Genomic DNA, 21253 nt, shown 5'->3' with positions numbered 1-21253 from the left:
GAACCATCAACCTTTTAAAGTAAGGAATAATCATGAGTCAGTATGTTGTCTGCGCCCTGTATAAATTTGTGGAACTGGAAAACTACCAAGAGTTACGCGAGCCATTGCTTGCACTAATGGAAGCCCACGGTGTACATGGAACGTTGCTACTGGCGAGTGAAGGTATTAACGGTACGATTGCAGCGAAACGCGAAGGTATTGATACACTGCTTGCATGGCTAAATGCCGAGCCTCGCCTTACTGGTATTGTTTACAAAGAGTCGTACTCAGATACTCAACCGTTTAACCGCACCAAAGTGAAGCTAAAGAAAGAGATCGTGACATTGGGCGTTGAAGGCATCGATCCTCGCCATGTCGTTGGCACCTACGTGAAGCCGCGAGATTGGAACGAGCTGATTGCTGATCCAGAAGTATTTGTGGTTGATACTCGCAATGACTATGAAATCGAGATCGGAACATTTAAAGGTGCAGTTAATCCAAATACTGACACGTTTCGCGAATTTCCTGACTATGTAAAACAAAACATGGATCCTGAGAAACACAAAAAAGTCGCGATGTTCTGTACTGGGGGTATCCGCTGTGAAAAGTCGACTGCTTACATGAAAGAGCAGGGCTTTGATGAGGTGTACCACCTAGAAGGCGGTATTCTGAAATACCTTGAAGAAGTACCAGAAGAAGAAAGCTTGTGGGAAGGCGACTGCTACGTATTCGACGGTCGCGTTGCGGTGAACCACCAGCTAGAAAAAGCCGACTACGACTTGTGTAATGCTTGCCGACTACCAATCACGGAAGAAGACAAACAATCAGAGCAGTTTGAGCAAGGCGTAAGCTGCCCGAAATGTTTTGGTAAACACAGTGAAGAGCAAGTAGCGCGCTTCCGCGAACGTGAAAAGCAAGTGTCGTTAGCAGCGGTTCGTGGCGAGCAGCACGTCGGTGGTGAGAGTGCCAAACAACGTCAGCAACGACGTGCAGAAAAACTGGCAAAGAAAGACGCACAACGTAAACAAGCGTAATTAGTAAGGTGCGAGCTAACAAACCTAGCTCGCACTTTCTCCCCTTTCAATCTAATTTCAATAGAGGTCGTTGTCTTTCAGCAACACTTCCAGCTCATTAGTACCGCTTCTGCTCCGTTGCCCAACCATTTCATCGTAAGCGCTTTGTTGGCGAAGGACCTGCTTTTTCGCTTTTAAGTTACGACACTGCTTTTGTAAATCCAGTATCGAATGCGCCCTTAAAAACTTCCCTTTATCATCAGTGACAAAGTGTTCCTCTCCATCGACTAAGACGGAGACTTGATACAAAGCGAGATCGAGAGAGTGGATAACGAGCTTGTCGATATAGAAGAATTTTTCCAATTTACTGAGTGGCATAGACATAAAGCACCTCCTTGCTCCGTGCCTGTACGTCAACATCAATAAAATCGATCACTGAGTGAGAAATACGCCCCGCAAACACGTAGAAAGCGAAAAAACAAGCGAGGGGCACAATGCAAACAATCAATTTAGTGTGGCTAAAACGCGATTTACGCCTGACCGATCATACGCCTTTACAACACGCTTTATCTTCAGAACATCCAACTGTGCTGCTTTATATTGTCGAACCCATGTTACTGGATGACCCACATTACTCTACTCGTCACTGGCGTTTTATTTGGCAATCACTCCAAGATATGAACGAAACACTCTCGGCTCTTGGTCATCGAGTGTCCGTAATGTCGGGGAGCGTAATAGATTGCCTCAGTGCGATTCAAAATCAGTTCAACATCAATGCTATTTTCTCCCATCAAGAAATCGGACTGCGTTGTACGTTTGAACGAGATAAACAAGTATCAGAATGGCTTCAATCACAAGGGATTCCGTGGCGCGAATTTGAACATGGCGCAGTCATTCGAGGAGCAAAAGACCGACTCGGCTGGGATAAGCATTGGGATACGGTTATGCGAGCCGAGATCGAAGCTATCGACCTTGAAAGTGCTCCTCTTATTACCCTTGATGCCGAAGCTCTTGGTTGCTCATTTACGCCCCCTCCTTCTTGGTTAGAAAAAATAAAAGGCATGCAAACGGGCGGAAGTTCGCTCGCTTGGCAAACCATGGAAGACTTTTTTCAACGCCGAGGACGCGATTATTATCGAAGTATTTCTAGCCCGACAGCATCTCGAACCGCATGCACTCGCCTCTCTCCCTATCTCGCATGGGGCAATATATCGCTTCGAGAAGTGTATCAATACCTGTTGCAACATTGGCAAGTGGCTGGGTTTCGTCGCAGCTTAATTGCGCTGTCTTCGAGACTGCATTGGCATTGTCATTTTATGCAGAAATTTGAATCTGAATGTGAGATGGAATTTCGCTGTGTGAACCAAGCCTATGAACCTTTGCTTCGCCAAGCGAGCAACAACGACCCAATCCGACTAGATGCTTGGAAGGAGGGAACCACTGGCATACCTCTCGTCGATGCCTGTATGCGCTGCCTTCATCACACGGGATACATCAACTTTCGAATGCGCGCGATGCTAGTAAGCTTTTTAACGCATCACATGAACATGGATTGGCGCGATGGCGTAACTCACCTAGCGCAGCTCTTTCTCGACTTTGAGCCGGGTATCCATTATCCACAATTTCAAATGCAGGCTGGAGTGACTGGCACCAATACCATTCGTATCTACAACCCGACGAAACAAGCACAAGAACACGATGCCGATGGTGAATTCATTCATAAATGGATTCCGGAGCTCGCTAAGGTACCCACCCCACTGTTGTTTGAGCCTTGGAAAATGACCGCAATGGAAGTCGTGATGTACCAGTTAGAACCGGACTCAAAATACCTCGCCCCAATAGTCGATGTAGAAGCGAGTGCGAAAGCAGCCAGAGAACGATTGTGGGCTTGGCGAAAACGTACCGACGTAAAAATGGAAGGCACACGCATTTTAGCTCAGCACGTCCGTTCTTCTAATAAAAAGAAAGCCAGTTGATCGCCAAGAAAAGGGCGTGCGTACAAACAGGGACTTTATCAGGGAGAGAGCGGTACCCAAACAACAAAAGGAATGCATTATGTTGAAACGCATCTTGGTTACGACCACGGTTTTGTTCGCCACCCTAACTTTTTTACTGCCAGCGAAAGCACATGAACATGGAATGATGAAAGAAGACATCGTTGATGTGGCTGCAGCAAATGGCTCGTTCAATACGTTGGTCGCAGCAGTCAAAGCCGCAGGCTTAGTGGATACGCTAAAAGGTAAAGGTCCATTCACTGTATTTGCACCCACAGATGAAGCTTTTGCTAAGCTTCCAGATGGAACAGTAGAAATGCTACTCATGCCCGAGAACAAAGATAAGCTGGTTGCGATTCTCACTTACCATGTGGTCCCGGGAAAAGCGATGGCCGCAGACGTAGTGAAAATGGACAAAGCGACGACAGTCCAAGGGCAAGACGTGATGATCAAAACCATGGGCGATAAAGTGATGATCAATAACGCTACCGTAATTGCCACCGACGTCAAGGCTAAGAATGGTGTGATACACGTGATCGACACCGTCATCATGCCGAAATAGTGACACAACATGGAAGGGCGAGGTTTCTCGCCCCTTTTTAGGACATGGAAAACATCAAACTCTCAAAGCATGATATACAAACGATGGATCAGCGCCAAAGAACTCGATTGGTCAACTCCCTTGCGGGATACAAAAGCGCGAACCTCATCGGAACAAGAGACAGGCAAGGACAAGAGAACCTGGCTATCGTAAGCTCTGTGATCCACTTAGGCTCACATCCGCCACTGTTTGGTTTTATTGTTCGTCCACGCAAAAGCCGTCGTCATACAGTAGAAAACATCCTCGATACCAAGCACTTCACCATTAATGCCGTCGGCGTCGATTTCGTCCAAAAAGCACATCAAACCTCCGCCCGCTATCCAAAACAGATATCAGAGTTTGAAGCGGTAGGACTTACTCCTTACTATGATGATGCGTTTCCTGCGCCATTTGTCCTAGAGAGCAATCTCAAAATGGGGTTGGTGTTGAGAGAACACATCAAGATTGAAAGCAATCAGACAGAGATGCTGATTGGTGAAGTGTTGATGGTACACGCACCTGAAAGAGCCATCATGCCCGATGGCTACCTAGATCTAGAGCTACTCGACTTAGTGACCATTTCCGGGCTCGACAGCTACCACGTCACGCAACGTCTGCATAGGTTAAGTTATGCCAAACCAGACACTCGCCTATTCCCTCTGACGAGGGAGGGAGAACCTTCATCTTGGGGAGCACTTGAAGTTGATATGGACTAACCGCTTTAGACATCAAAAGCTAAATACAGAAGTGGCAGTTTTCTCTGTCTAAGCCGTGTTCACCAGCCCGGTTGGTGAGGTGGGCGCGCCCTGCTTCCAATCCCATTTCGTAACCTTCTAGCAATACCGACTGGCGCATTGATAGACGTTGTACACTGAATTCATCCGGCGGTGCAATAACGCGGATGTGCGTGTCTTTTGGAGGATTACGAATGAAATCTAACGATTCGTTGTAGTTCTCTGAACGGCGCAACATTGCCTCTGCCATCTGTGGATGCTCAGCGAACAACTTCTTCATTAACCAAGGCGTTTTTACCGGCTTTTTCTCATAAGCCAAAGGATGAGAAAGGATAACCGTAATATCACGAGCGCCGCGACGATGTGCTTCTCGAACCGGAATGGAATCCGCCACACCACCATCGGTATAACAACCACCAGAAAAGCAAGGAGTATGCTTGTACGCAATAGGCAGTGCCGTCGTCGCTTCCATCGCATTATGGAAGTTATGACGATTTACACGGTAATAATCCGCTTTACCCGTATTTACGTTCGTTGTCGCCGCTAAGAAAGGAATGCCTTCAAACAGTTTTGCTTCATCGACTGGGTACAAACGATTTGATTCTTCAAACAACCATTTCACATCGATCAAATCACCGCCTTTTAAAAAACGAGTAGGATCGAAAAAGCGTTTGCTGGTTGCTAATTTAGTAATGACGTTGATGCTACGGTGCGGGTAATCGGTCAAATAACCGATCAAATTTGAAGCCCCTGCCGATACGCCAATCGCAAAATCAAATGGTTTGTAGTCTTGTTCTAAGAATGCATCTAATACGCCGCTAGCAAAGACACCACGCATTGCACCACCTTCGACTACGATTGCTTTTGTTGCCATGTTTCCCCCCAATAATTGCTCTGAAAAGGTTACTGAAATTCGTGCTACAGCAACAATTGGTTATTCTTATTATTGAGATAGGCGAAGTCTATGTGTTTTTGGCTTTTTAAGTGGAAACTTAGGATCAAAAAATCCACATCAACTGCCTAGTCAATGTGGATTCAAAGTAAAGTATTCAGATGCTAAAGAAATTAAGCAAAAACGGTTTTATACGCCTCTGCAGCACCATCAATGAACATTTGTGTGCCAATCACGGCGAGGATCAGCCCCATCATTTTGGTGATCACATTTAACGCACTTGGACCAACAGCTTTCACTAACTTGTCGCCAAAGAGAAACAGAACGTAAGTAATAGCACAGAGCACGGCAAAGGATGCGATAGTAATAATGGTTTCCGTTATTCCACCCGCTGTTGCAAAGTTCATTGCTGTCGCGAGAGTGCCCGGACCAGCTAAAATCGGCATTGCCAGTGGGGAAACTGCAATACTTAAAGCCGCCTGTTCTTGCTCTGGTGAGTAGGCTTTCTCTTTGGTCTTCTTGTGCGTTGATTCACCTTGCAGCATGTGAAAGCCAATTAAAAAGACTAAGATGCCGCCGGTAATACGCAGCGCGTATAACGTAATGCCGAACAAGTCGAAAATCACCTTACCCGCAACAGCAAACACAGCAACAATAACAAAAGCGATAAAGACCGAACGAAATGCAATTGAGCGGACCGTTTGTTTATCATCATCCGCTGTTAGGCTTAAAAAGATAGGAATGTTAGCGATAGGGTTCATGATGGCAAAGAAGCCCATAAACACTGTGACCGTATGAAGTATTAGCTCTTTCATGTTCTCCACATTTGGTAAGCTATTGATTATTAAAAATCAGTATATACCCAAGTTTATAAATAACGTTACTTTATGTTCAATTTGCTCGGTTGCACTTCGTCAAGTTTTGTCCTGTGGCACACTTTGTAGTGCATCTCTGTTTACGCTCCCAATAAATGCCGTTATGGTGAAGATTCAGCCAAATAGAACCACTCTTCAGGAAGCCAGAACATCATGAACAATACGATTGAAACCATTCTTGCTCATCGCTCTATCCGAAAATTCACCGCAGTTCCTATTACTGATGAACAAAGACAAACCATCATTCAAGCAGGTTTAGCTGCGTCTTCTTCTAGTATGCTTCAAGTCGTCTCAATCGTTCGAGTGACTGACTCTGAAAAGCGTAAGCAATTGGCTCAATTTGCTGGTAACCAAGCTTATGTTGAAAGTGCGGCTGAGTTCTTAGTGTTTTGTATTGATTATCAGCGCCATGCAACCATCAATCCTGATGTACAGGCAGACTTTACAGAACTAACTCTGATTGGAGCAGTAGATTCTGGAATCATGGCACAAAACTGCTTGCTTGCAGCCGAGTCTATGGGATTAGGTGGCGTATATATTGGAGGACTAAGGAATAGCGCCGCTCAAGTTGATAAGCTATTGGGCTTACCGGAAAATAGCGCGGTGTTGTTTGGTATGTGCTTAGGGCATCCCGATCAAAATCCCGAAGTAAAGCCACGCCTACCTGCACATGTGGTTGTTCATGAAAATCAATACCAAGAGCTAAATTTAGATGATATTCAGAGCTACGATCAAACTATGCAAGCGTATTATGCGAGCCGTACAAGCAATCAAAAACTGAGTACATGGTCGCAAGAAGTCACTGGGAAGCTTGCTGGTGAGTCGCGACCTCATATCCTGCCGTACTTGAACAGTAAGGGGCTAGCAAAACGCTAATATCATTGAAATGATGGTTTGTTGTATGAAATCGTTCATCAAACCATCACTTTGTTGAACCCACATCATATTTTGACCATACGCTGCCTACTTTCTGGCAAAACCATAACAAAGCGCTATTGACGTAGAATAAAAAATACGACACGCATCACATTTTAAAACAAAGCATATAACTTTTTTTAGAAAAATGGTCGCATCAATAACTAATTGAAAAACTGTTAAATTACAAATTTCGTGAGCTGATACGGAAAATTAGAGCTAATTAATAAACACTTTTGTCAAATCCACGCTACTCAACGCACAGAAATATAAAATTCAGCAATATATAGCTGGCTTTTTATCAATTTATCGTCTATTGCTCCTCCTCAAAAAATTCTTTAGAGTGCGCTCGCCAGATGCAACCCGTTTCTTATTGAGTATTTTATAAATTAAAATAAATAATACTGCCCAATAAAATTGTGACGTGTTGTTTAGGCAAAAAACAATGTTGTTCTTAGCAACTCGCTCTTTACGTCAGATGAATGAAAAAGCATGAATTTCAACTATACAAAGCTAGGCAGTTTACTCCTTTCCTCTGTACTTCTCGCTGGATGTACAGTACCGGGCAGTCACTTATCCACGAGTGGAAAGCACATCGTTGAAGACAACAGCGCCAATACGGCGGCAGATTTTAACGTCTTTCCACTGACTCTTGATAAAGTCTCGCAGCTAAAAAGCTCAGATGTAGAGACCAAAGCGAACCCAACACTTGACCATCAACTCGCGGCTTACGAGTATGAAGTCGGTCCTGGCGATATTCTGAATATCACTATTTGGGATCACCCTGAACTTACCATTCCAGCAGGCTCTTACCGTAGCTCTGAAGAAGCGGGTAACTGGGTGCATGCTGATGGCACCATCTTCTATCCATACATCGGTATTGTTGAGGTTGCGGGTAAAAATGTTCGCCAAATTCGTACCATTATTGCTAACAAGTTGGCGAAGTACATTGAGAGTCCACAAGTGGATGTGAGTGTTGCGGCATTTCGTTCCAAGAAATCTTACATCACTGGCGAAGTTAACAAGCCAGGGCAACAACCTATCACCAATATCCCACTTACGCTTCTTGATGCAGTTAACCGCGCTGGCGGTCTAGCAGAAGATGCGGATTGGCGTAACGTCACACTGACACGCCAAGGCAAAGTCGAAAACATTTCTCTCTATGCGCTAATGCAAGAAGGTGACCTTACTGAAAACCGATTACTTCAACCTGGCGACATCGTACATGTGCCAAGAAATGACACTCAAAAAGTGTTTGTTATGGGTGAAGTTAACGATCCTAAGCTACTGAAAATGGATCGCGCAGGCATGAGCTTGACCGAGGCTCTAAGCAATGTTGGTGGTATCAACCAACTTTCTGCGGATGCAACTGGCGTTTTTGTCATCAGAAAATCTCAAGACAATCAAGCATTAGGCGACATTTACCAACTTGATGTCTCTGACGCAGCGGCGTTAGTGATTGGTACTGAATTTGATTTGGAACCTTACGACATTGTGTATGTTACTGCTGCACCAGTCAGTCGTTGGAACCGCGTTATTGCACAGTTAGTACCGACGATTTCAGGCTTCAATGAGCTTACAGAAGGTGTTCTACGCGTTAGAAACTGGCCGTAGTTCAGACGTTCTTGAAAGGGCTTATGTGAAGAGGTAAGCCCTTTCCAATAGTTATTGATAAGGAACAAACCATGTTTTCAAACATTCTTGTCGTATGCGTAGGTAACATTTGTCGCTCTCCGACTGGGGAACGAGTGCTTCAACAACTTCTTCCGAATAAAACCATTTCTTCAGCCGGTATTGCCGTTGAGAAAAGTCGACTGACTGGGAAACCAGCGGATGAGACAGCAACGCTCATTGCCTCGGAAAAAGGGTTTTCTCTTGAGAATCACCAAGCGCAACAACTTACTGCGCAGCTTTGTGCGAAACAAGATCTTATCTTGGTAATGGAACAAGGTCATATCGATGCATTAACTGAGATCGTTCCAGAAGCAAGAGGCAAGACCATGCTGTTTGGGCATTGGATGAATTCTGTCGACATTCCAGATCCATACAGACAAAGCAGAGAAGCATTTGATCATGCGTTTTCTCTGATTGAGCAATCCGCTCAGGCTTGGGCAAAAAAACTATAACTTCAGATTACTTGGCGAAATAAAAAAACAATGGCTAACCAAACTATAAGTTCATCTGCACCAACCGATGATGAAATCGATCTCGGTAAACTGTTTGGCATATTGATAGATGCGAAATGGTTCATCATTGGCATTACGCTTCTCTTTGCAACAATCGGTATTGCCGTGGCATTGCTATCGACACCTATCTACAAAGCAGATGCTCTGATTCAGATCGAACAGAAAAGCTCTGGTGGTATTTCGGCGATGGTCGGCGATATGGGCGAGCTTTTTGCTGCAGAATCGTCAGCAACGACTGAGATTGAGATCATCAAGTCACGTATGATCCTTGGTGATACGGTCGATAAATTTAACCTAACGACGATTGCCACTCCGGACTATCTTCCTTTTATCGGTAAAGGTCTTGCTCGCATCAATGGCACTCAAGATTACATCTCAGTTTCAACTTTCGAGATGCCACGTACCGCGCAAGGCTACAAACATCAGCTTGTGGTAACAGATGCAGAGAAAGGCAGTTTTGATCTGATGATTGAAGAGCAAATTGTGCTTTCTGGCGTTGTTGGTCAAACGATTGAAATGAATGGCTACCGCATCAAAGTACGTGAACTGGTTGCGCAAAACGAAGACAGTTTTTCAATCGGAAAAATTAGCAAGCTTGACGCGATCAACCGATTGGCTTCACAACTGTCTATTTCAGAACGTGGCGCGAAAACAGGTATTGTGTCACTGAGTATTGAAGGCGAATACCCTGAACGTAACCAGCAAATTTTGAATGACGTTGTGCAAAACTACTTCCTACAGAATGTAAGAAGAAACTCAGCGGAAGCGGAACAGAGCCTAAACTTTCTAAAAGATCACCTACCGGAAATCAAAGAGAAACTGACAGGGTCTGAAGACGTACTGAATCGTTTTAGACAAGAAAACGAATCGATCGACTTAAACCTTGAAGCACAATCAACACTCAAAGTGATGGTCGCTCTTGAAGCGCAGCTGAACGAACTGACATTCAAAGAAAGTGAAATCAGCCAAAAGTTCACGCAGGATCACCCAGCATATAAATCACTATTGGATAAACGTCAGACGTTACTGCAAGAAAAAGCTCGTTTGAACCGACAAGTTCAGAAGCTGCCAAAAACGCAGCGTGAAGTCCTACGTATGACACGTGACGTTGAAGTTAACCAACAGATCTACATTCAGCTTCTCAACAAAGTTCAAGAGTTGAACATCATTAAAGCTGGTACCGTTGGTAACGTACGCATTATCGATAGTGCACAGTCTTACGCTATTCCAGTGAAGCCTAAGAAGCCTCTTATCGTTGTTCTAGCAACATTATTAGGCGGTATGGTTGCCGTTGCTTTTGTTCTGGTTAAAACCGCTTTCCACCGCGGCGTCACTTCTCCAGACGAGATTGAACAAACGGGTATTTCTGTTTACGCAAGTGTTCCTAAGTCGGTACAACAATTAGAAGTTGCGAGCAAACTTAAGCGCAAGAGCAACAAAGACCTGCTTCTATTGGCAGAAGAAAACCCTGCGGATCTTTCGATTGAAGCACTACGTGGACTTCGCACTAGCCTTCATTTTGCGATGATGGAAGCGAAAAACAACGTACTGATGATCTCTGGTCCAGCGCCTTCAATTGGTAAGACATTTGTATCGACAAACTTTGCGGCAGTAGCAGCGAAGACAGGTCAAAAAGTGTTGTTGGTCGATGCGGACATGCGTAAAGGTTACTTGCAACAATGTTTTGGTCTGACGGCTGATAACGGTCTTTCTGATTTCTTAAGCGGTAAGATTAGTCAAGATATGGTGATCAAGCCGACTAAAGTTGAGAACTTAGATGTAATTACTCGTGGTCAAGTACCACCAAACCCTTCTGAGCTTTTGATGCACCCACGATTTGTTGAGTTTGTAGAAAAAGCATCACAAGAGTATGACCTAGTGATCATCGATACACCGCCAGTATTGGCAGTGACTGACCCTAGTATCGTTGGTGCGATTGCAGGAACCACTCTGATGGTAGCTCGCTTTGACCAAACGACATCGAAAGAGCTTGAAGTCGCTCGCAGTCGATTTGAACAATCGGGTGTAGAAGTCAAAGGCGTCATTCTTAACGCAATTGAGAAGAAAGCGGCGAGTTCATACGGCTACGGTTATTACAACTACGCCTATAAGAGTGAGTAATGTCGCTACACCCAAGTGACTTAAGCATACTTGGGGAAAACCATAAATAGAAACACAAAGCCCCGCAATTATCGCGGGGCTTTTTAATAATGATCTAATTAAGATAAGCTCTATTATTGCTTCTTCAATTGAAGAAAAGTGAGCACACTCAATAGCAAGAAGAAGGCGGGATCACTCCAACCAAAGCCAACAAAAACCCCCGTGATGCCAGCATAAGTAGTGATCGCTACGCCCAAGACATTCGTGACCAACAAAGCTTTAAACAGTTGTTTCGCCGTATTGCCAGATTCAACATCACGCAACATCAAACTTACCGCAGCAATCCCACCTAAAAAGATTGACGTATGCTGGGACAAAAACAGTGCGTACTGGTCATTGATTTGTACACCATACATCGACCACATCATGGTCGGAACAAAAAATAACGCAAAAGCAAATACCGTATAAATCGTGCCATGAACGGTTAGAAAGGTGCGGTTAGTCATAATATTACTCTCCGATTGGACCTTGATTGATGGTACTTAGTGGCGCGTTGATATCAAATATCTGCCCTCTTACTTGTTCAACCCCCATCTGTTTCAGACGAGCAGTGTGCATTTCGAGATAAGCTTGCGCCGTGGCTTCATCTTCAAAAAGATAGATGCCACCACCAAGTTTATCTGTCTCGCTTTCCGTCCAAATTTTCCAAATCATACCCGGTTCTTGGTTAATTGATTTAGCTAAATCGATCAGAGCATTCGACATCTCTTCACCAAACGGACCATGAAATTCAAAATCAACTTGCAATAGTTTCGCCATCTTGAGTCTCCTCTTCTTATTGACTCGCTTTTGATGGGAAGATTATTACCTTTATAAAACTGACAAAAAAGTTCATAATTTTGCCATTAACTGTGGAAAAAACTGACTGATGAGACTCAAAACAACCTTAGAGCAATGGCAAACACTACAAGCAATTGAACAGGCGGGGAGCATTCAGTCAGCCGCAGTGATGCTCAATAAAAGCCATACCACGCTTATCTATTCGGTGAAAAAGCTCGAAGACCAATTAGGTATCAAGCTGATAGAAGTAAAAGGTCGTAAGGCCGGATTAACCGAACACGGTCAGACGATGTTGCGCCGTGCACAATCAATGCTTGAGCAGGCTCGTGAACTTGAAATGATCAGTGAGCAGCTAAATAGCGGTGTAGAATCACAGATAACGGTAGCGATCGATCACTTGTGCGACCCAAGTTGGCTCTATACTCCACTTAGTGAATTTCTCACACATAACAACACGACTTCCGTTCAAGTTGTAGAGACCTCTCTGAGTAAAACCACAGACATGGTGATCAATGAACTTGCGGATATTGCCATCATCAACCTTCCGATCACCAACTACCCTGCTGAAGCGTTCGGCACTACCACTATGGTCCCTGTGATCGCAGCTCGACATCCACTAGCAAAAAAGGAACATATTTCATTGGCGGACTTTGCAACCACCAGCCAAATTGTGGTTCGAGACTTAGGGGAATCAAACAAAGAGAAGCGAGACGTAGGCTGGTTACGCGCGCGTCAAAGAATCACGGTAGATAATTTTGACCACGCATTTAGAGCGGTTGAGCAAGGTGTCGGCTTCTGCCGCCTCCCAAAACATCTCGTTGAGTACCGTCAAAACGACCACATCAAAGAGATAGATCTTGAACATTCGAACCAATATCAAGTCGCTCTACATCTTACCTTGCCGAAAGGGGCGAAAAGTGGACCCGCCGCCCTTGCCCTCTATAAAACACTACTTGATAGTGCCAAAGTGCGAGTTGGATAGAGCGACACAAAACAAGCTCAACAGGCGCAATTCTTAAGCCTTCATCATGGATGCTTTCTCTTCTCCAACTTACTCCTCGCTTAAGTTCTAGAACTGTTTTATGTGAAGTTAAGTGCAGTTTTGCTTCTTTATATTATTCAAAGTTGCGATACCTGTTTCGATTACATACCATTGAAGCAGCTCAAGCCTAAAGCACCCAACACTCGCGGAAAGAACTCGGTTCACGGCACCTCAACCACCCTGCTTTTGTTAGCAGGAACAATCTGTTTTTACCTTCTTTTTAACTTCTAATAAAGCGAGTGTGGAAGAGATAAGAAAGGTGAAAAATGCAATCTTACAATAGCTTCTCCATTAACCTTAACCAGCAAAAGTCTGTAGCAAAAAAACGCTTAAAGGCGATCCGCCAAAAAGACACCATTGCACTCAAACAGGTTAAACAGTTTCACTCTCAACCAGAAACGCTTACTCCTGACTCTATCCAGCTGTCAGACGTTCAACACGCTCTAGCTAGAGAGCTTGGCTTACCCAGTTGGAGCAAGTTAAAAGCACATATAGAGGAATTAGAAAGGCACAAGCACGCTATTGACCACCAAGCAAACCCGCTTGATGCAGATTTAAAAACACTCCATGTCCGCTGTGGGCACGATATTCAGCAACTATTAAAGACTTGCGGGTTTGAAGGTGATTTCTTACCTATGATTGATCCACTGTGCATCGGTCCTATTCCCAATGATAAAAAAGGCTTTGTCGCCATTCGAGCACAATACGTCGTAGGCACATTGCTACCCGTGATGGGTCGCAAAGATTCGGTTCAAAATGTAGCGCAGTTTGAGCAAAACAATATCCATACTCTACTTAACCATCAATATGAACGTATTGTTTTTTGGGTTGAACACGATGCCTATGATCAATTCATGCTACTTCGAGGACTTTCCTTGTTAGAGAACAGGGTAGGTAAAGTGATAGAGATCATCGAATTCAACCAGTTTCCAGGAACAGAACGGTTTATTGGCTTTGGGCAACTCCCTGCCGAAGCTATTCGCTCATGTTGGCAACACCGAAAGCCGGTTACAGCGAAGCTTTTCAGTCAAGCCAAACGCTGCTGGCAAGCGTTGCGGGCTCAAACACCACAGCCGCTCCTTAACTTGCTAGAACAACATGAATTAGATTGCTTACCGAATATCAAAGCAGTGATGAAACGACACCTTCAAGAACTGCCTAACTCGGAGTCAGGATTGAGCTTCACCCAATATTTGGCGTTGCAAGTATTGGGCGAGCAAAGCACAGCCATCACCGTTAAAGATTGGTTTCAAAGAAGTCAGCAAAGAGAGCCCCTTCCCACCCTCGGTGACGTAATGTTATATGCATTGCTACTACCACTCGCACGAGCGGAAAAACCACTGTTTGCTGTGGATTCATTTGATAAAAATTGGTGGGAACAACAAGTCAGTATTAATGCTCGTGGCAAAGCTTGTTTGAGTGGGAAAGACTTTTTCATTCAAGACTATTGGGTCGGAGGGCTCCATAACCGAGAACAAGACTATTGGACGTGGGATCACACCTCTCTATCAACACTGCGTCATGTCGTGATGAGTTAAGCATTTGAGGCAATGAGCAATAAGCAATAAGCAAACTAACGTCGGTAGCCATCTAAAAACAGCGTAAGAATATCCTCAACGACTTTCTTTCGCTGCTCAATACTCGGCACCGCTTGATTGGCAACCAATTGTGGCCACAAACAGTTTCCTTTCAATAAGCACATTAGCATGCAACTCATCATGACTGGGTCAAGCGCTTTGACCTTGTTATCCGCAATGGCTTCTTTAAACCAGTTTTCCAGCAATGCATCTTGGCGTTGAAGTTGGTGTAAGTAGTTCTCTGCCAATTCTGGTGTGCGCATAAACTCACTGATCACCATCTTGGCGAGCGGCAAACCAAAGTCTTCATACATAGAGTCCAACTTGGCATGCAGATAGGTTCTAAGTTGTGTTTCGATATCGCTCTCTGGTGAGTAATTGAGTTGCAATCGTGCACGCTGAGTTTCGAGCACGCTTTGTATCGACTCGATAAACAACACATCTTTACTTTCAAAATGGCGATATAAGGTACGCTTCGATGCCCCAGCACGCTCACACACTCTATCCATATTTGCGCCACTAAATCCGTGCTCAATAAACTCCTGTTGAGCCGCTTCAATCAGCGCAATGCGTTTTTTTTCCGAAAGTTTCATCGTTCTAGATTCACCAACCTCATGTAAGTGGCTGCAGAGTATAGCGCGCAAGAATCTAAAGTACACTTTAAAGTTTACTTTTTAAATTTTAAGAGTAAGATGCGCTCGCCGAAGTTAAGAAGCCTCTCTAAAAACACATAAAAGCCGCGGATCTTAACTCTCGTTTTGGTGCTTTTTCCTTATGAGAAAGCAGTGATTTTTCCGTGACGATAATTGAATCTCATAAGCTAAAAGTAACCTATCTTCCGCTTACATTGAGATCGCCACGATTTATGAAGTGACTTATGAAATTACCTTCTTTGCTTGTTGCTGCATCTTGCTTGTTTACCGGAGTCGCGAATGCGGATTCCATTTCTCTTCCTATTTGGAAAGAGAAAGCAGAGGCGCTTGGCTACAATTTGCCAAAACCTTTCGGTTTAAACCTCAGCTATATGAGTATGGAACAAGGCATCAATGTCGACTCTATCGCTTTAAAAGGCTTGGGCGGGATTGAAAAACTAGTCGATATGCAAGCAGAGCCAGGTAAACAAGCCACCGATGTAATGACATTGCGTGCTGATGTCTGGCTATTTCCTTTCTTAAACGTTTATGGCTTGATCGGCACGCTCGACGGCTATTCAGAAACGGATGTAAACGTCAAAGTTAAGTTGCCGTTTGTGAAACCACAACGTATTGAGAACTTTCGCCTAGACCTTGACGGTTACACCAAAGGTCTTGGCTTTGTACTTGCCGGCGGCTACGACCAATGGTTCGCACTGGTCGATGCAAGTTACACTCAAACCAATTTAACCGTTATTGACGGTTCAATTGATGCGCTTGTTGTATCTCCTCGTGTTGGTTACGACTTCCATCAAAATGGCGTGCCAATTCGATTTTGGGTTGGTGCTATGTATCAAGATGTCGAGCAAGAACTCTCTGGTTCACTCAAAGATCTTGGACTACCACAATCTTTAGGTGGCGTAATCCCATCAGGCGCGCGTTTTGAAGTAAAACAGCGTTTAGAATCTGAATGGAACACCATCGCAGGCATGCAATACCAAATTAATGAAGATTGGTACCTTTTGGGTGAAGCCGGTTTTGGAGATCGTCAAAGCATCTTCTTCTCTTTAGACCGTCGTTTCTAGGGTAACGAGAAGATGAAAACCTCTTATAGTCTTGCGCTCACCGCGCTGCTTAGTTCGTCATCTGCTTTTGCTATGCAGCAAGACGAAAGTAGCTTAATGGATGACATCCTGACCAAGCTTGGTTCAAGTGAGACCGTGGATGAATCTAAGTTAATCGACTGGGGCGTATTACCAGGTCCTTTTGTTAACCCAGAACAAGGGTTTGGTATTGGCGTTGCCGCAGTGGGGTTGTACACGCCTTATGACTGGCAAAAAGGCGATCCTTACTCGACCGTCACCGTTACTTCTTATGGTTCAACCTCAGGTTCTTACGGCTTGGGGTTAAACAATCGCACCTATTTAAAAAATGACAAAGTCCGTCTTTTAGGTGAGGCATGGATAAGCCATACCCCCGGTTACTATTGGGGTATTGGCAGCCAAGCCGCAGAAAACGAGAACAACAAAGTGCAGTATGAAGGGCAACGTTTACAGTTGAGCCCAAAAATCGCCGTTGAAGTCGCGCCAAATACTTACGCCAAACTTGGCTGGCAATGGCAGTCATTCAGTAAGGTCGACGGTGTCGATGGCGATATTCTCCCTTCAGAAGTTGCCGATGCCACCAGCAGTGGTGTCTTAGTTGGAATGGAATACGACACGCGTGATTTCGAACCGAACCCAATGCGTGGACAGTTTCTCGATATTGAATGGATAGCGAACCGAGATTCACTCGGTAGTGATGAAGACTACGACAACCTCGTTGCTAACTATCGTGTTTACCAACAATGGTCTGACACTACGATTATCGCAATGGAGGTATATTCACAATCGATTTTCGGTGACGCTCCTTGGTTTGATTACGCCCAGCTAGGTGATGACCAGCGTATGCGTGGCTACTACCAAGGGCAATATCGCGATAAAAACCAGCTTTCTACACAAGTAGAGATTCGCCATACCATTGCAGGTCGTCATGGTGTGGTTGGGTGGCTAGGTGCCGGTAATATCGCACCGACTTATCACGACCTCTTTAAAAGTAGCTGGTTACCTACTGTCGGGGTTGGTTATCGATTTGCCTTTAAGGCACGTATTAACGTGCGCGTCGATTTGGGCGTTGGCAAAGACAGCACTGGTTTTTATTTCCAAATTAATGAAGCATTCTAGGAGTAGGGTTTGAAGAAAACAGCACTATTACTACTGAGCCTTTGTAGTGGACTCGTCCACGCGCAAGAACTGAAAGCACCGGTTGGCGTAAGACCGTGCTGTGCATTTGGTGTCGATCTCAAAGCGCAACTAGGAAGCGTGCCTGTTCCATTCTTTTCTCTTGAGAATGTCTTATCCAGCAACGAAGTGGGTACTCACCACTATAACGATGGCAGTGAGTCTGTCTCTGGTAGCCTGCTAGGTCTGAATGAAGAAGCTAACGGCATTATCTTTACCGAACTAGGCGGGTTTATTGATACTGCCCACGTCCGTGATACCGCAGATTACACCTATTATTTATTCACCCTAAATCAACATTATCTCGGTCGCGCAGCGCATCTGGACTTGCCTGAAGAACTTCGTGTTCGTCGTATTCGTTGGTATGAACAAAAAGAGAAGCTTAGCGAAGAAGAGAAGCTAGATCGCAGTGCTCAAGCAGCAGCGCTAACCGCGTTTCGACTGGCTCAATGGCATGAAATAGCTCAGTGGTTCGGTATGGTGTCCGTTAGCGGATTTAAAGAGCTGGCATCTGCCTTTTCATCCGAAGACCTCTACTCCAACATGCTCGGCGCAAAATTAGCCAAGCAAGTATTACTGGACAACCCCGAGCTCGATCAAAAAGGCTTTTCTAGAGCCATGGACAGCGCTTTCAAACAAGCTTTAAAGGATTTAAAAGCTCAATCGAAAGAGATAACGAAACAGAAAATCCAGCAACTCGATGGTGATTGGTGGGATAGCTCGCGACGCTTACCTGATAAATGGGTAGTTCGATTCCGAGATTACCATATGGCACTGAACTTAACGCCCAACTACTCTGGTGCAAACCATGAGCTTTCGTTATCCGCGACCTTTGCCGATCAACAACCAATTGACCAGTGGATGAGTGTAGAGTTTAGAGCAAGCGACAATGAGAAAGCCTTCTCAGCACTGCCTAAGTCTCTGACCTCAAAATCAATTTGGACACCTACAGATTATCAACAGATTTCAAATTTTGCTCGTACCATCGATAACCAAACCCGCCCTCCATTGAAATAACACCGCAATAAACAACTGAATAAAAGATGCCTAGTTATGCACTTGGCATCTTGCCCTCTACTTGTATGCAAACAGTTTTCTACCAATCAAGAATGTAAGAATTCATTTCTATCGGTTGTAAATTCGATAAATTTGTTAATTAACAAACTTTTCAACCAGCCTTTTAGTTGCCATTTAGTTAATATTCTATTTTTTAAAGTGACTAACTTCACATCTATCGACCATTCAGAGGATTATTCTTTCGTATTTTCACACTCCGCTGCTAATCTGCACGCCGCCTTGAAGTGAACTCAAGGTGCATAACTATAAGGAGTGTTCTCATGAATACCAAGAAACCGATGTCGCTCACCAGCCGCGTAATTTTGGGTATGGTAGCGGGTATCTTGACAGGATTTGCAATTCGCACACTTTTTGCCGACAACGGATTTGTCGACGCATACATTGTTAATGGATTATTCGAAGTTGGTGGACAGATCTTCGTTGCCAGCTTAAAAATGCTTGTTGTACCGCTAGTATTTGTTTCGCTAGTTTGTGGTACCAGCTCTCTAAAAGACCTATCTACATTGGGTCGCATGGGTGGTAAAACCCTTGCTTTCTACGTAGCAACAACCGCTATCGCAATCACACTTGCTCTAACCATGGGTACGCTATTCCAGCCGGGTGCTGGTGCAGACCTAACCGCAGCAAGTTCATTCAAATCAGCAGAAGCGCCATCTTTGGGTCAAGTGATCATTGATATGTTCCCAACCAACCCAATCAGCGCAATGGCAGAAGGTAAAACCCTGCAAGTTATCGTGTTCGCCGTCCTATTCGGTATCGCGATCAGTGCAGCAGGTAAGCCAGGCGAGCGTATCGCAGCATTCTTCTCTGATCTGAATGAAGTAATCATGAAATTGGTTGCGATTCTGATGAACCTTGCGCCTTACGGTGTGTTCTTCCTAATGGCGAAGCTGTTTACAGGTCTTGGTCTAAGCGCAATCTTCAACCTTGCTGAATACTTCGTTGTACTAGCAGGTACGCTATTGCTGCATGGTCTTGTGACTTACAGCTTGATGCTAAAAGGCTTCACTGGTCTAAACCCAATTACGTTCCTACGTAAGATGGAAGACGCAATCATGTTTGCTTTCTCTACAGCATCATCAAACGCGACCATTCCAGTGACAATGGAAACGGCTAAGCACCGTATGGGTGTTGAGAACCGCGTATCATCGTTCACAGTGCCGCTAGGTGCAACCGTGAACATGGACGGCACGGCGATCATGCAAGGTGTAGCGACAGCCTTCATCGCGCAGGCATTCAACATCGACCTAACTATGGGTGACTACCTAATGGTTATCATGACGGCAACATTGGCGTCTATCGGTACCGCAGGTGTTCCTGGTGTTGGTCTAGTAATGCTAGCAATGGTATTGAACCAAGTAGGTCTGCCACTAGAGGGCATTGCACTTATCATGGGTGTTGACCGTCTACTTGATATGATTCGTACCGCAGTAAACATCACCGGTGACAGCGCAGTGACTATCATTGTTGCTAAATCAGAAGGCGCACTGGATGAAGCTCGCTTCAACGATCCAAAAGCTGGGGTCGCCGAAGAAGAAGTGCATCTGAAACGCGCGGAAGCTTAAACCCTTCCAAACTCAATTATCCTGTCTAAGCAAAAACCACCTTATTCTGAGGTGGTTTTTTATTTCCAATAAACCCGAAATCAAAAAGGTTTAGATACAATTCTCGTCCCCCGAGGTTGTTTCAATTACTAATCGGTAAGTAGTTAGATTCTATATTAGTTCATCTAGAGGGTTAAGATAACTGGTCTATGTTTATCACTTTGAAAATGATATATGGGACATTTTCATCATATAGAGATACAAATTCCATTATCAAATTAAAGATCAAAACCAAATCGCGATAGATAGTAGCCTGATAATTAGGTTGGTACTAAGATACATACATCATAATTTCATATTTAAAAATAGTCTTTTTTATTCATTTTATCATTTCCAATACTTGCATTAGGTTTCAACGAAAGTATGTTCGATTTTTTTAAGAAATTTAAATATACATTAAGCCCAGAGATAAAAGGTACTTTAGTTCTTGATCAAACACCTCTAGAAAATCTAACGGTTTACTTAGAAGCTAATTTTTTAAAGAATACTTACAAAAGGAGTTCAAGTACTAATGAGTTAGGTGAATTTCACTTTAAACCAGTCATACATTCTCAAAGGTTCAAAGAATTCGCTTTGAATCAAACATACTCATACATAGGGATATACACCTATATAAATGAAGAAAAGAAATATATTTGGGAGTCTCAGTTAAACTACGTTTCACCACCTATATTTATAGAGGAAAACTTAAGTAATCTTTACTGTGAGCTTGAAGATACCGAGTTTCGATACTTTTTCAAGAATATAAACCTAGAAAATGCTCGAGATCTAATGGTGGTTAGCTCCTGCAATTTAAATGGATTTTTATATAAAAAACATTTTTCATAGAGTTTATGATTGTGATGATTATTAAACTCAAAGTTCTTTAAAAGCAAAAGCTATACCTGCACGCCTAAATCAAGTTTAAACATATCAATCAAAGTGCTAATTCGCA

Annotated in this window: 21 protein-coding genes; 15 read left to right on the top strand and 6 right to left on the bottom strand. The window is 44.0% G+C overall.

Translation table 11 applies throughout. The features are described from left to right. Positions 1–32: 32 nt before the first annotated feature. On the top strand, positions 33–1013 hold the full coding sequence (gene trhO / locus MHO32_RS15850) for an oxygen-dependent tRNA uridine(34) hydroxylase TrhO (protein ID WP_038898253.1): 981 nt from the start codon (positions 33–35) through the stop codon (positions 1011–1013). 57 nt (positions 1014–1070) lie between these two features. Here the strand turns inward: trhO and MHO32_RS15845 are convergent, their stop codons facing one another. Continuing rightward, entirely contained in the window at positions 1071–1376 is a 306-nt protein-coding gene (locus tag MHO32_RS15845; protein WP_239212894.1) for a DUF6482 family protein, read from the bottom strand. A 110-nt stretch (positions 1377–1486) separates the two neighbouring features. Here MHO32_RS15845 and MHO32_RS15840 point away from each other — a divergent pair, with 110 nt between their 5' ends. The 3 genes from MHO32_RS15840 to MHO32_RS15830 all read left to right on the top strand — a co-directional run bounded on the left by MHO32_RS15840 (position 1487) and on the right by MHO32_RS15830 (position 4282). After that, entirely contained in the window at positions 1487–2968 is a 1482-nt protein-coding gene (locus MHO32_RS15840) for a cryptochrome/deoxyribodipyrimidine photo-lyase family protein (protein ID WP_239212892.1), read from the top strand. A gap of 79 nt (positions 2969–3047) precedes the next feature. Then, a complete protein-coding gene (locus MHO32_RS15835; protein WP_239212890.1) occupies positions 3048–3548 on the top strand; it encodes a fasciclin domain-containing protein in 501 nt (166 codons plus the stop codon). A 44-nt stretch (positions 3549–3592) separates the two neighbouring features. Next, positions 3593–4282 (top strand): flavin reductase family protein, encoded by a 690-nt coding sequence (locus tag MHO32_RS15830; protein ID WP_239212889.1) that lies wholly within the window; start codon positions 3593–3595, stop codon positions 4280–4282. Between the two features lie 19 nt (positions 4283–4301). On the opposite strand, the gene MHO32_RS15825 is transcribed toward MHO32_RS15830, so the two are convergent. Both MHO32_RS15825 and MHO32_RS15820 read right to left on the bottom strand, forming a co-directional pair. After that, the gene (locus MHO32_RS15825; RefSeq protein ID WP_005447466.1) at positions 4302–5174 is read right to left on the bottom strand and encodes a patatin-like phospholipase family protein; all 873 of its coding nucleotides are present in this window, start codon (positions 5172–5174) and stop codon (positions 4302–4304) included. A gap of 191 nt (positions 5175–5365) precedes the next feature. Next, positions 5366–6007, bottom strand: a complete 642-nt coding sequence (locus tag MHO32_RS15820) for a MarC family protein (protein ID WP_005447464.1) — start codon at positions 6005–6007, stop codon at positions 5366–5368. A 213-nt stretch (positions 6008–6220) separates the two neighbouring features. Between MHO32_RS15820 and nfsA the strand changes: the two genes are divergently transcribed. The 4 genes from nfsA to MHO32_RS15800 all read left to right on the top strand — a co-directional run bounded on the left by nfsA (position 6221) and on the right by MHO32_RS15800 (position 11289). Beyond that, the gene (gene nfsA / locus MHO32_RS15815; protein WP_017189686.1) at positions 6221–6943 is read left to right on the top strand and encodes an oxygen-insensitive NADPH nitroreductase; all 723 of its coding nucleotides are present in this window, start codon (positions 6221–6223) and stop codon (positions 6941–6943) included. 531 nt (positions 6944–7474) lie between these two features. Next, positions 7475–8596 (top strand): polysaccharide export protein, encoded by a 1122-nt coding sequence (locus MHO32_RS15810; RefSeq protein ID WP_009698012.1) that lies wholly within the window; start codon positions 7475–7477, stop codon positions 8594–8596. Between the two features lie 71 nt (positions 8597–8667). Next, positions 8668–9108, top strand: coding sequence for an arsenate reductase/protein-tyrosine-phosphatase family protein (locus MHO32_RS15805; protein WP_005447459.1), 441 nt, complete (start codon positions 8668–8670; stop codon positions 9106–9108). A gap of 30 nt (positions 9109–9138) precedes the next feature. Continuing rightward, positions 9139–11289, top strand: a complete 2151-nt coding sequence (locus tag MHO32_RS15800; protein WP_239212887.1) for a polysaccharide biosynthesis tyrosine autokinase — start codon at positions 9139–9141, stop codon at positions 11287–11289. A gap of 113 nt (positions 11290–11402) precedes the next feature. Here the strand turns inward: MHO32_RS15800 and MHO32_RS15795 are convergent, their stop codons facing one another. Together MHO32_RS15795 and MHO32_RS15790 are read right to left on the bottom strand one after the other, a co-directional pair. Then, the gene (locus MHO32_RS15795) at positions 11403–11774 is read right to left on the bottom strand and encodes a hypothetical protein (protein ID WP_239212885.1); all 372 of its coding nucleotides are present in this window, start codon (positions 11772–11774) and stop codon (positions 11403–11405) included. Positions 11775–11778: 4 nt separating this feature from the next. Then, positions 11779–12087, bottom strand: coding sequence for a monooxygenase (locus MHO32_RS15790; protein WP_038898260.1), 309 nt, complete (start codon positions 12085–12087; stop codon positions 11779–11781). 109 nt (positions 12088–12196) lie between these two features. Between MHO32_RS15790 and MHO32_RS15785 the strand changes: the two genes are divergently transcribed. Both MHO32_RS15785 and MHO32_RS15780 read left to right on the top strand, forming a co-directional pair. Beyond that, a complete protein-coding gene (locus MHO32_RS15785) occupies positions 12197–13090 on the top strand; it encodes a LysR family transcriptional regulator (protein WP_009698016.1) in 894 nt (297 codons plus the stop codon). Positions 13091–13416: 326 nt separating this feature from the next. Next, positions 13417–14688, top strand: coding sequence for a DUF1835 domain-containing protein (locus MHO32_RS15780; protein ID WP_239212883.1), 1272 nt, complete (start codon positions 13417–13419; stop codon positions 14686–14688). Positions 14689–14723: 35 nt separating this feature from the next. Here the strand turns inward: MHO32_RS15780 and MHO32_RS15775 are convergent, their stop codons facing one another. Beyond that, positions 14724–15320 carry a TetR/AcrR family transcriptional regulator gene (locus MHO32_RS15775; RefSeq protein ID WP_029788340.1) on the bottom strand — a complete coding sequence of 199 codons (597 nt, stop codon included), beginning with the start codon at positions 15318–15320 and terminating at the stop codon, positions 14724–14726. Positions 15321–15604: 284 nt separating this feature from the next. Here MHO32_RS15775 and MHO32_RS15770 point away from each other — a divergent pair, with 284 nt between their 5' ends. The 5 genes from MHO32_RS15770 to MHO32_RS25835 all read left to right on the top strand — a co-directional run bounded on the left by MHO32_RS15770 (position 15605) and on the right by MHO32_RS25835 (position 21147). Next, on the top strand, positions 15605–16444 hold the full coding sequence (locus MHO32_RS15770) for a hypothetical protein (RefSeq protein ID WP_005447451.1): 840 nt from the start codon (positions 15605–15607) through the stop codon (positions 16442–16444). Between the two features lie 12 nt (positions 16445–16456). Beyond that, entirely contained in the window at positions 16457–17581 is a 1125-nt protein-coding gene (locus MHO32_RS15765; RefSeq protein WP_017818400.1) for a BamA/TamA family outer membrane protein, read from the top strand. Between the two features lie 9 nt (positions 17582–17590). Beyond that, positions 17591–18655 (top strand): DUF4056 domain-containing protein, encoded by a 1065-nt coding sequence (locus MHO32_RS15760; protein ID WP_009698020.1) that lies wholly within the window; start codon positions 17591–17593, stop codon positions 18653–18655. A gap of 320 nt (positions 18656–18975) precedes the next feature. Next, positions 18976–20280: a dicarboxylate/amino acid:cation symporter gene (locus MHO32_RS15755; protein WP_005447448.1), complete on the top strand. Its 1305-nt coding sequence runs from the start codon at positions 18976–18978 to the stop codon at positions 20278–20280. A gap of 402 nt (positions 20281–20682) precedes the next feature. Next, on the top strand, positions 20683–21147 hold the full coding sequence (locus MHO32_RS25835) for a DUF6795 domain-containing protein (RefSeq protein WP_336246156.1): 465 nt from the start codon (positions 20683–20685) through the stop codon (positions 21145–21147). Positions 21148–21253 lie beyond the last annotated feature (106 nt).

It is taken from the genome of Vibrio sp. MMH1-50 (assembly GCF_022347645.1).
Lineage (GTDB): Bacteria > Pseudomonadota > Gammaproteobacteria > Enterobacterales > Vibrionaceae > Vibrio > Vibrio harveyi.
This window is presented reverse-complemented; position numbering and strand designations above follow the sequence as displayed.

Excerpts from the sequence above, each read along its gene's own strand:
- trhO (WP_038898253.1), top strand. The coding sequence starts at position 33 with ATGAGTCAGTATGTTGTCTGCGCCCTGTATAAATTTGTGGAACTGGAA.
- MHO32_RS15845 (WP_239212894.1), bottom strand. The coding sequence starts at position 1,376 with ATGTCTATGCCACTCAGTAAATTGGAAAAATTCTTCTATATCGACAAG.
- MHO32_RS15840 (WP_239212892.1), top strand. The coding sequence starts at position 1,487 with ATGCAAACAATCAATTTAGTGTGGCTAAAACGCGATTTACGCCTGACC.
- MHO32_RS15835 (WP_239212890.1), top strand. The coding sequence starts at position 3,048 with ATGTTGAAACGCATCTTGGTTACGACCACGGTTTTGTTCGCCACCCTA.
- MHO32_RS15830 (WP_239212889.1), top strand. The coding sequence starts at position 3,593 with ATGGAAAACATCAAACTCTCAAAGCATGATATACAAACGATGGATCAG.
- MHO32_RS15825 (WP_005447466.1), bottom strand. The coding sequence starts at position 5,174 with ATGGCAACAAAAGCAATCGTAGTCGAAGGTGGTGCAATGCGTGGTGTC.
- MHO32_RS15820 (WP_005447464.1), bottom strand. The coding sequence starts at position 6,007 with ATGAAAGAGCTAATACTTCATACGGTCACAGTGTTTATGGGCTTCTTT.
- nfsA (WP_017189686.1), top strand. The coding sequence starts at position 6,221 with ATGAACAATACGATTGAAACCATTCTTGCTCATCGCTCTATCCGAAAA.
- MHO32_RS15810 (WP_009698012.1), top strand. The coding sequence starts at position 7,475 with ATGAATTTCAACTATACAAAGCTAGGCAGTTTACTCCTTTCCTCTGTA.
- MHO32_RS15805 (WP_005447459.1), top strand. The coding sequence starts at position 8,668 with ATGTTTTCAAACATTCTTGTCGTATGCGTAGGTAACATTTGTCGCTCT.
- MHO32_RS15800 (WP_239212887.1), top strand. The coding sequence starts at position 9,139 with ATGGCTAACCAAACTATAAGTTCATCTGCACCAACCGATGATGAAATC.
- MHO32_RS15795 (WP_239212885.1), bottom strand. The coding sequence starts at position 11,774 with ATGACTAACCGCACCTTTCTAACCGTTCATGGCACGATTTATACGGTA.
- MHO32_RS15790 (WP_038898260.1), bottom strand. The coding sequence starts at position 12,087 with ATGGCGAAACTATTGCAAGTTGATTTTGAATTTCATGGTCCGTTTGGT.
- MHO32_RS15785 (WP_009698016.1), top strand. The coding sequence starts at position 12,197 with ATGAGACTCAAAACAACCTTAGAGCAATGGCAAACACTACAAGCAATT.
- MHO32_RS15780 (WP_239212883.1), top strand. The coding sequence starts at position 13,417 with ATGCAATCTTACAATAGCTTCTCCATTAACCTTAACCAGCAAAAGTCT.
- MHO32_RS15775 (WP_029788340.1), bottom strand. The coding sequence starts at position 15,320 with ATGAAACTTTCGGAAAAAAAACGCATTGCGCTGATTGAAGCGGCTCAA.
- MHO32_RS15770 (WP_005447451.1), top strand. The coding sequence starts at position 15,605 with ATGAAATTACCTTCTTTGCTTGTTGCTGCATCTTGCTTGTTTACCGGA.
- MHO32_RS15765 (WP_017818400.1), top strand. The coding sequence starts at position 16,457 with ATGAAAACCTCTTATAGTCTTGCGCTCACCGCGCTGCTTAGTTCGTCA.
- MHO32_RS15755 (WP_005447448.1), top strand. The coding sequence starts at position 18,976 with ATGAATACCAAGAAACCGATGTCGCTCACCAGCCGCGTAATTTTGGGT.
- MHO32_RS25835 (WP_336246156.1), top strand. The coding sequence starts at position 20,683 with ATGTTCGATTTTTTTAAGAAATTTAAATATACATTAAGCCCAGAGATA.